This window comes from Asticcacaulis sp., assembly GCF_020217185.1.
Lineage (GTDB): Bacteria > Pseudomonadota > Alphaproteobacteria > Caulobacterales > Caulobacteraceae > Asticcacaulis.
On the sequence record NZ_JAIWNX010000107.1, the window covers coordinates 1 to 10,000 of the forward strand.

The 10,000-nt window shown below is 62.2% G+C and carries 8 protein-coding genes; 2 read left to right on the forward strand and 6 right to left on the reverse strand.

The window, feature by feature from the left end; all coding sequences use genetic code 11:
* From LDL37_RS05300 to LDL37_RS05325, 6 genes are all read right to left on the reverse strand, one after another.
* A partial coding sequence (locus LDL37_RS05300; protein ID WP_290795305.1) for a glucokinase occupies positions 1-415 on the reverse strand: 415 nt, incomplete at its 3' end.
* Between the two features lie 6 nt (positions 416-421).
* Positions 422-2,239, reverse strand: coding sequence for a phosphogluconate dehydratase (gene edd / locus LDL37_RS05305; RefSeq protein WP_290795307.1), 1,818 nt, complete (start codon positions 2,237-2,239; stop codon positions 422-424).
* A 29-nt stretch (positions 2,240-2,268) separates the two neighbouring features.
* A complete protein-coding gene (gene pgl / locus LDL37_RS05310; protein WP_290795309.1) occupies positions 2,269-3,000 on the reverse strand; it encodes a 6-phosphogluconolactonase in 732 nt (243 codons plus the stop codon).
* Entirely contained in the window at positions 2,993-4,474 is a 1,482-nt protein-coding gene (zwf, locus tag LDL37_RS05315; protein WP_290795312.1) for a glucose-6-phosphate dehydrogenase, read from the reverse strand. The genes pgl and zwf overlap by 8 nt, the downstream gene beginning before the upstream one ends.
* Before the next feature lie 219 nt (positions 4,475-4,693).
* A complete protein-coding gene (ppc, locus tag LDL37_RS05320) occupies positions 4,694-7,366 on the reverse strand; it encodes a phosphoenolpyruvate carboxylase (protein WP_290795314.1) in 2,673 nt (890 codons plus the stop codon).
* Between the two features lie 342 nt (positions 7,367-7,708).
* A complete protein-coding gene (locus LDL37_RS05325; protein WP_290795316.1) occupies positions 7,709-8,092 on the reverse strand; it encodes a group III truncated hemoglobin in 384 nt (127 codons plus the stop codon).
* A gap of 153 nt (positions 8,093-8,245) precedes the next feature.
* Between LDL37_RS05325 and LDL37_RS05330 the strand changes: the two genes are divergently transcribed.
* Entirely contained in the window at positions 8,246-8,863 is a 618-nt protein-coding gene (locus LDL37_RS05330) for a hypothetical protein (RefSeq protein WP_290795318.1), read from the forward strand.
* A 119-nt stretch (positions 8,864-8,982) separates the two neighbouring features.
* Positions 8,983-10,000 (forward strand): M1 family aminopeptidase (locus tag LDL37_RS05335; protein WP_290795320.1); only part of this gene is annotated, 1,018 nt, incomplete at its 3' end.

The following is a 10,000-nucleotide window of genomic DNA, read 5'->3' on the forward strand; positions in this document are numbered from 1 at the left end:
CGATGCGGCGGGTGTCTTCGTCCTGAAGATGCGGCAGCGCATAGGCCAGACCAGCATAGTCGTTGATCAGGCGCACCTTGCGCGCCGAGGTGTGGTGCGCCAGCTCGGTTTCCGTCACCAGCCAGTCGAGATTGGTGAACTTGATGGCCCCGTCATTGACCGGCCCGGCCACGGCGATGACCGAAAAATCGAGGTCCGGACGCCCGCTCAGACCACCAAAATAATCGTCGATGACGGCGTAGAGGTCCTTATAGCCATCCGTATGGAAGCTCTTGAACTCCGTCAGCTTCGTCTGACCCCCGCCCCGTTCGGCAATGGCAAAGCGCGCATTGGTCCCGCCGATATCACCGACAAGGCCCCTGAACACCTGTGACGAAGCAGAAAAGGTGGTCTGATTATCGAAAAGCGCCGTCATAATACCTTACCAGAAAACGGAGCCGCCTGAGACGGCTTCGCCGACCAGACGCCTGAACGGCGCGAACAGTTCACGCCCCAGACCGTCGGCATCCGCCGGTCGGGGTGCGCTTTCCCGCGCCATCAATTGCGCTTCATCACCTATGAAGCTCAGGTTCCCGTTTTCACAGTCCACGCGCACAATGTCCCCTGACCGTAGTTTTGAGATCGGTCCGCCGTCAACGGCTTCTGGGGTCAAATGGATGGCCGAAGCCACCTTACCACTGGCCCCCGACATGCGTCCATCCGAGACAAGGGCCACCTTGCGGCCCTGATCCAGCATGGCCGACAGGGAGGGAGTCAGGCTGTGCAGCTCAGGCATACCGTTGGCTTTTGGCCCCTGGAAGCGCACAACGCAAATAAAATCGCCTTCCGGGAGCCTATTTTCCTTGAAGGCCTTCAAAAAATCGTCCTGATCGTCAAAAACGGCGCAGGGGCCTTCGACGACGCGGTGTTCCGGCTTGACCGCCGAAATCTTGGTCACCGCCACGCCCAGATTGCCGCGTAGCTCACGCAATCCGCCTTCGGGCGAGAACGGGTTGGTCACCGGGCGCAGGATGTCGAGGTCGAGCGATTCGGCGGGGGCATCGACCCACACCAGTTGCCCGTCGCGTAAGCTCGGCTCCTTGCCATAGGCGGCCAGACCCGGCCCCCAGACCGTATTGACATCGCCGTGCAGCAGACCGGCCGACAACAGTTCCTTGATGACAAAGCCGATACCGCCCGCCGCATGGAAGTGGTTCACATCGGCCGAGCCGTTGGGATAGACGCGCGCCAGCAGCGGCACGACGCCCGACAGGTCGTTCATGTCTTCGGGTTTCAGGATGATCCCGGCGGCGCGCGCCATGGCCGGCAGGTGCAAGGCGTGATTTGTCGAACCGCCCGTGGCCAGAAGCCCGACCACGCCGTTGACGATGGCGCGTTCATCAATGACATCCGCCATATAGGCCGGCGCATCGCTCAGCGCCGAAGCCTTCGCCGCCCGCTCGACCGCGGCACGCGTCAGGGCGTCACGCAGTTCGCCGCGCGGCGGCACGAAGGCCGCGCCCGGCACGTGCAGGCCCATGATTTCCATCAGCATCTGGTTGGAATTGGCCGTGCCGTAGAAGGTGCAGGTGCCTTCGGAATGGTAGGAGGCCATTTCGGCGGCCAGAAGCGCGTCGCGCCCAACCTCGCCCTTGGCATAGGCGGTGCGAATCTTGGCCTTTTCCGGATTGGGCAGGCCCGACGGCATGGGGCCCGACGGCACGAAGATCACCGGCAGGTGCCCGAAGGCCAGCGCCCCCATGACCAGACCCGGCACGATCTTGTCGCAGATACCCAGCATCAGAGCGGAATCAAACGCATCGTGGCTGAGCGCAATGGCCGTGCCCATGGCGATAACATCGCGCGAAAAGAGGCTCAGCTCCATGCCCGGCTTGCCTTGCGTGACGCCGTCGCACATGGCGGGGACGCCACCGGCCACCTGAGACGTCGCGCCCACATGGCGGGCATAGTCCAATATCTTTTCCGGATAGCGGTAATAGGGGGCGTGCGCCGACAGCATGTCGTTATAGGCGGTGACCAAGCCGATATTGGGCACCTTATCGAGCGCCAGAGCCAGCTTGTCCGTCTCGGTCATCGGGGCGGCGACGTGGGCGTAGTTGGCGCACGACAGCTTCTTGCGGCGCGGCTCACGCGACTTGTAACGCTCGACGCGGGCCAGATATTCGGCGCGCGTGGCCTTGGAGCGCGCGATGATGCGGTCGGTGACGGACTTGAGAACGGGATGAAGCTCGGTGGTCATGTTATCTTTTCGCTGTTGAAGGCCGGCCGTTACGGACACCAGACGATGTCAACGGGCACGGGGCATTGGGCGAGGAAGGCACCGATGGGCGCGGTGTCGGGGTTGGGATCGGCAATGGCGGCCATGAGCGCGTCGCGCTTTTCCTGACCGGTGATATATAGCACGATCCGGCGGGAGCGGTTGAGGGCCTTCACGGTCAATGTGATGCGCGGCAGTTTTGGCTCTGCGCCGCCGCTGGCCGGGGCGACCGGCAGGACCAGCGCGTCCGTGTCATAGACTGTGGCATTGAGCGCGTGGCCAGGGAAGATCGAGGCGTAGTGCTTGTCCGGCCCCATGCCGAGCAGGGTCAGGTCGAATTCCGGCGCGTCACCGTCATTAAAGCCGCGCAGCAGAGTCTCGGCCTGTTGCGCGCACAGGCCTGCGTCGCTGAGATCACGGATCAGGGTGTCAAAGCGCATCCCTTTGGCGATCACCGGCGCGGCGGCCTCGGCCATCATCTTCGTGTTGGAGGCCGCGTCATCGACCGGCACAAAGCGCTCATCGACCTGAGACAGGGTTACCTTGTCCCACGGCAGGTCCAGCGTATCGAGCTGCTGATAGACGGGCTTCGGCGTACCGCCCCCGGCTCCGATCCACAGGGCCTGACCGCGCTTGGCAATGGCGGCGGACAGGGCCTCGGCAATGGCCGCCAGGACGGCGGTTTCGGCCTCGGCCGCGCTGTCGAAGGTGCGCAGGCGGTGAATGCCCAGGGCCTCAGTCATTCCACACCCGATGGTCGCGGTCGAGCAGCATATAGGCGCTCATCGGACCATTGGTCCCGGCGGGGTAGATTTGCGGCTTGGGATAGGCTTCGGCCCACGCCGCCGAAATACCATCGACCCACGCCCAGGCGGCTTCGACCTCATCGCGGCGCACGAAGGCGGCGTTATTGCCGTTCAGTGCATCGAGGATCAGGCGTTCATAGGCGATGCGACGGCGCGGCGGCTTGTCACCATTGCCATCAAAGGCGTTGGACAGCGACAGCGACAGGTCGAGCGGCTGAAGCTGCATGCCATCAGCGCTAAGGCCCGGTGCCTTGTTCATCACCGTCAGCTTGATGTCTTCGTCCGGTTGCAGGCGGATGACCAGACGGTTGGGCTGCGCCGCCGAACCGAAGATCGAATGCGGCACCGGGCGGAACTGGATCACCACCTCGGTGGTGCGCGACGGCAGGGTCTTGCCCGTGCGCAGATAGAAGGGTGTGCCGGCCCAGCGCCAGTTGGCGATTTCGGCCTTGATGGCGACATAGGTTTCGGTGTTGGAGGGCGAGCCCTTTTCGGCCTCATAACCCGCCACCTGCTTGCCTTCGGCAAAGCCCGGACCGTACTGACCACGCGCCGTCACATCGCGCACATTATCCGCGGTGATCGGTTTCAGCGACCGCAGCACCTTGACCTTTTCATCGCGCAGCGCATCGGCATTGAAGTTCGACGGCGGCTCCATGGCCAGCAGGCAGACCAGTTGCAACAGGTGGTTCTGCACCATGTCGCGCAGCGCCCCGTAATCGTCGTAATAGCCCAGACGATCGCCCGTGCCGACGGTTTCCGAAACGGTGACCTGCACGTGGTCGATCGACTGCGCGTTCCACAGCGGTTCAAACACCGTATTGGCAAAGCGCAGGGCCAGCAGGTTCTGCACCGTCTCCTTGCCGAGATAGTGGTCGATGCGGAAGGTGCGCGCTTCGTCAAAGGCGTGGGCGACCGAATCGTTGATCACCTTCGATGAGGCCAGATCACGCCCCAGCGGCTTTTCGATAATCACACGGTTGGGGGCCTTGCTCAGACCCGCGCTTTCCAGATGTTCGCAGATCGGCTTGAACAGCGACGGCGACACGGAGAGGAAATAGACGACGTCAAGCGCCTCAGGCTCACCCAGTTCGGCCTTCAGCTTGGCCCCCCACTGCGGGTCGGAAGCATCGAGCGCGATATGGCTGAGGCGCGGCAGGAACTGATCGAGCGTCGTCGCTTCGAGATCGGCCCCGATGCGCTTTTGAACGGCGGCGCTGACACGCTCAAGGAAGGCCGGGCGGTCCACCGCCTCACGCGCCACCGAAATGATGCGCAGGTCCTTATCCAGAAAACCGTCCTGATCCAGCATGGCCAGAGACGGCCACAACATGCGCAGCGCCAGATCACCGGTGCCGCCGACGAGGACGAAGACGGGTTTACGATTCGCAGAAGAAGTCGATAAGCTCACGATAGGGTTCCTGGGTCTTGGCGAGGTGACGTCGGGCCTTTTTAGCAGGCGGCTTATTACGCAAACGTCACAGCGCGTCAAAAAATTTTGACAGCGCTGTCATAACGCGCGTCCGCCTGCGGGTCAAGCTGGGAATTCGCTCTGAGTCTGTATATAGGGGCCGGGGCCGCGCCTCAAGGTATTAAATTGGTATTATCGTGGTGCGGAGGCTGTTATAGCCTACCCCGTATTGCGCAGGGCCGAGGCGATGCCGTTGACGGTCAGTTGCATAGCCAGCTTGACCAGCTTGTGCTTGTTGCCTTCGCGGCGCTTTTTCAGCAGCTTGACCTGCATGCGGTTAAGCGTCTGAAGCAGGGCGTGCGAGCGTTCAATCGAACCGCGCAACTGCTCATGGGTGGACAGAAGCGTACCCGCCTTGCGAATGCGTTTGGCCAGCGCCGTCATCTCTTCGTGCTCCTGACGGATGGTGGCGAAGATGCGTTGCGCCTCGACCGGATCGGAGGCCATGCCGGCATAGAGCGCGGCCATCTCCATATCCGACTTGGCCAGCGCCATCTCCATATTGGCCAGGAAGACCTCGAAGAAGTCCCATTCGTTGCACATGTCGATCAGGGTCTGGTCATCGACCCCCAGCGCCTTGACCGCAGCGTTGAAGCCGTAGAAGCCCGGCAGGACCATGCGCGACTGCGACCACGAAAAGACCCACGGAATGGCGCGCAGGTCCTCGATCTTGCCCGACTTGGTGCGCGAGGCCGGGCGCGAACCGATCTTGAGGTCGGAAATCTCCGAAATCGGCGTCACCGAACGGAAGAAGTCGAGGAAGTGCGGGTCGTCATAGACCAGGGCGCGATAGGCGTCGAATGAGGCCTTGCACAACTGATCCATCAGCGGGCCATACTTGGCTTCGGCCTCGGATTCCTTGATGTGGTGGGCGTCGCGCTCCTTGACCGGCAGCGAGGCGAGGAAGACCGCCGCCGCGAAAGAATCGAGCGTCTTGCCCGCCGTTGTCTGATTGCCAAACTTGCGCGCGATCATTTCACCCTGTTCGGTGACGCGGATCTGACCGCCGACCGTGCCTTCAGGCTGAGCCATGATAGCGTTGAAGGACGGGCCGCCGCCGCGACCGACCGAACCGCCGCGACCGTGGAAGAGGCGCAGCGCCACGCCCTTCTGATTGCACACGGCCTTGATGGCCGATGAGGCCTTATGCAGGCTCCAGCGTGAGGCCGTATAGCCGCCGTCCTTGTTGGAGTCCGAATAGCCGAGCATGACCTCCTGCACCGCCGGACGCCCCATCAGCGAGCGCATGGCGGGCAGACCCAGCCAGCGCTTCATGATGTCGGGCGCGGCCTCAAGGTCTTCGATGGTTTCAAACAAAGGCGACACGCGGATCATGGTGTGCGGCGACGGCCCGCCATAGACCAGACCGGCCTGTTTCAGCAGCACCAGCGGCTCAAGGATGTCCGACACCGACTTGGCCATCGACACCACATAGGCCCCGATCGCGTCCGGCCCGAAGGTGCGGATCACTTCGGCCGCCGCGTCGATGATGCGCAGTTCGCGGCGCGTCTCATCGGAATATTTGGCGAAGGGCCAGCGCAGCAGACGATCATTGGTCAGTTCCGCCACCAGCGCCGACACGCGCTCGTTTTCCGACAGCGAGCTATAGTCGAGCAGTTCCGACGACTGCGCAAACAGTTCGGCGATCACGCGCTCATGCACGGCGGAGTTTTGCCGCATGTCGAGCGACAACAGGTGGAAGCCGCACGAGCGCGCGATCTGGATGGTGCTTTTCAGCGTCCGCCCCACCAGCCGCTTGCCGCCATATTCGATCAGCGAATCGCGGATGATCAGCAGATCGCGGACAAAGTTTTCCGACGTCTCATAGGCCCCGGCCAGCGGCGAAGCCAGCGGGTGCGGCAGTTTGAGAATGGCCTGCCAGGTCGAGGCCAGCCGCGTCTTGATAAAGGTGATGGCGCGGCGATAGGGCTCATCGACGCGGTGCACATTGGTGTCGGACGATTTGCGCGCCAGCTCCAGTAGCGCATCGGTGACGGGCGCCAGTTCCTCGGACAGGGTCAGTTCGATATCGAGCTTGTCGAGTTGCTGGAAATAGAAGTCGAGCACCAGCTTCGCCTGATTGTGGAAGGCGTAGTTCATCGTCGTGTCATCGACGTGCGGGTGGCCGTCGCGGTCACCCCCGATCCACGAGCCGAGTTTCAGCACGTTGGGCAGTTCGCCTTCCAGCTCGATCTCGCGGTTCCAGTCGCCATAAAGCTCAACCAGCGCCGGCAGGATGGCGCGACGTACCGCCCCAAGCGAGTTCTGAATCTCATCGGCGACCGTGATGCGTTCGGGGCGATTAAGGCGCGTATTGAACAGCAGAGCCACGGCGCGGAACAGGTCCTCTTCCAGCGCCTTGCGCTCCGAGGCGCGGGTCGTGCGCTCATAGGACGACAGGAATTGCGTGATGTCGTATTCGCGCTCCACCACCGAGGCGCGGCGCATTTCGGTCGGGTGCGCCGTAAACACCGGCGAGGCCAGAATGCCGTTCAGAGTCTCTTCGATCTCGGCCTGCGAATGGCCCTTGGCGCGCGCCTGATGCACGGCATTGGCCAGAGTGATGGCCTCCTGCGTCCCCGGAAAGGTCTCGACACGCTTGAGATTGGCCACGTCCTCGGACAGGACGGTCAGGGTGGACAGGCAGGTCAGGACGCGCGCCGCGTGGGCGGCCTCGGATTCGCTTAAATCATCGACATCGGCATTGTCGGCGCGCAGCGCCTCGATCTTCGACAACACACTGCCGCGCCCGAAACTGTTGACGGCGTCAGTCAGAAACCCCTCCAGCATGGCGGTGTTCTGCTTGACGTGATCGATCATAGCGTCGGTCATCGGCGGGCCTCTTTTTTTAAGTCTATCGGTGCAGCCTGAGGCGTGTGCGGGAACCGGGCGGGTCTGAGCGGGCGGGTTGGCATCGGCTCAGGGCAGGCAAGGCTGAGGACACACAAAACCTGCCGCAGACGGCAGACCTCAGGCAGGAATTTCTCCACCCTAACGCAAAATTTGTGCGCCGCAAGAGGGTTTAGGCGCAGATTTTTGCACCGCGATAATATGACGAATAATTACAAACGCTTGCCCGGTGACCCTGCGACAAGAAAATTAAATGTCTGACAAGATTAAGGAAAAAGCCGTTTAGTTTGAAACATATACCGTATCCGAAGATAGCGGTAACACTCAGCGCAACATTTCGTTCATCGCCTGCGCCGCCTGAAACGACTGACCGATGCGCCAGGCCTTTTCACGCAGCGCCTCGGCACGCGGCGCGTCGAACACCTCAGCCGTCGTTTCGGCCCACAGGTCGAGCCAGCGATCAAAATGCTGACGTTTCAGCGGCAGGGCCAGATGTTTGGGCAGGGGCCGCCCCTTGAAGACCGGCATGTCCGGGCGCGGGCCATTCATCACCATGCTCCAGAAGGCGGTCAGCATGTCAAAATGCGCCGGCCAGTCGTCAACGGCGGCTTCAAACACCGGCCCCAGCAGAGTATCCCTGCGCGCCCGCTCATAGAAGCGTTCGACCAGACGGCGCAGGTCAGCGGGGGCAAAGGTCGGATCGGTCATAGCTAACTCTTAACACGTCTTAACCGCACTCCCTCACCAAATGCTAAAGCCTGTGCGTTAGGGTCGGGTCTGGCGCCTGAGCGGTTAACACCCGCCACGCCTTAGCGCCATGTGACAAATCACCCGCGTACAGTTTGCGTCAAAGGAACTAAGATGGCCAAGGCTGTTTTCCATCGAAATCAACGTGTTTATGTCGAGCCCGTCGGCACCTGGGCCATGATCGAACAGGTAAAGCCGGTGTGGGTCGCGGGCTTTGAGGAACCGATCCGCGTCACCTATGACTGCGGTCTGGGGCGCGATTTCCGCGCCGAGGAACTGACGGCGGAAACCGAGATCGAGGCGGCACCGGGCGAAGCGCCGGGCAAGACGCCGTGGCGGCTGATGCGGGCGCGCAACCGCGTGCAGGCCGTCGAAGATTGCGCCCACCATCCCTATCCGGGCACCTATCCGGTGGTCGTCACCGACCCCAATGACTGGGGTGGCTGGCGCGTGCCGGGGGCCGAATACGACCGCGATCCGGCTTTGATCGAAATGCAGGCGCGCCTGATTACGGCGGCCCCGCGCTTTTTCAATCTGGCCCGCGAACTGAGCGACTATGTGAAAAGCGATGACACCCCGGCCCTGCCGGAGCCCCTGCTGCGCATCGCACGCCGCTTTGAGCAACTGCGCCGCGTGATTGAAACGCCGCCGCCCGACACCCAGACGCGCCCGATGGAGCCCCAGATTGAGCCCCAGCCGGAACCGGAAATCAGCGCCACCGCCGCGGAATGAAAATTCCAATCGGTTGCCTACCGAAAATTGGGTAGGGCCGAATTGGATTTTTGCAAGACTATGCAAAGATGGACGGCTACTCTGTTGCCGACCTGTTTGCTTTGCGAGACGCCGCGCGCATGTACCGTACCGATATCGCCCGCCCCATCCGTCTGACCGATTACCGCGCGCCGGATTTTGCCATCCCTGAAACGCAGTTGGCGTTTGATCTGCACCCGACGCAGACACGGGTGCGGGCGACCTATCGCATCGAACGACGCGGCGCCGCCGACGCCCCGCTGGTGCTGCTGGGTGAGCGGCTGAGCCTCAAAGCGCTGCGGCTGGATGGCGTTGATCTGACGCCCGATGCCTATACCCTGTCGCCGGAATGTCTGACCCTCCCCGGCGTGCCCGACCGCTTCACGCTGGAGGTCGAGGTTGAGATCAATCCGCAGGAAAACAAGACGCTGGAAGGGCTCTACATGTCCTCCGGTCGTTACTGCACGCAGTGCGAGGCCGAAGGCTTTCGCAAGATCGTCTATTTCCCTGATCGCCCGGACGTGCTGTCGAAATATACGGTGCGTTTGCGCGCGCCCAAGGCCGGTTTCCCGCGCCTCCTGTCCAACGGCAATCTGATCGACAGCGGCGAAGACGCAGATGCCCACTACGCCGTATGGGAAGACCCCTTCCCCAAGCCGGCCTATCTGTTCGCGCTGGTCGTTGGCGAACTGGACGTACTCGAAGACCACTTCGTCACGATGTCGGGCCGCACGGTGGCGCTGAAAATCTTTGTCGATCCGGGCATGAGCGCGCGCGCCGCCTACGCCATGGACGCGCTGAAACGCTCGATGCGGTGGGACGAAGAGACCTATGGCCGCGAATACGATCTTGACCTGTTCATGATCGTCGCCGTGCGCGATTTCAATTTCGGGGCGATGGAGAACAAGGGGCTCAACATCTTCAACGCCTCTCTGTTGCTGGCCGATGCACAAACGGCCACCGATCTCGACTATGAGCGCATCGAAAGCGTTGTGGCGCACGAATATTTCCACAACTGGTCCGGCAACCGCGTCACCTGTCGCGACTGGTTCCAGTTGTGCCTGAAAGAAGGCCTGACCGTCTTCCGCGATCAGAGCTTCTCCGGCGATCAGCGTGGCC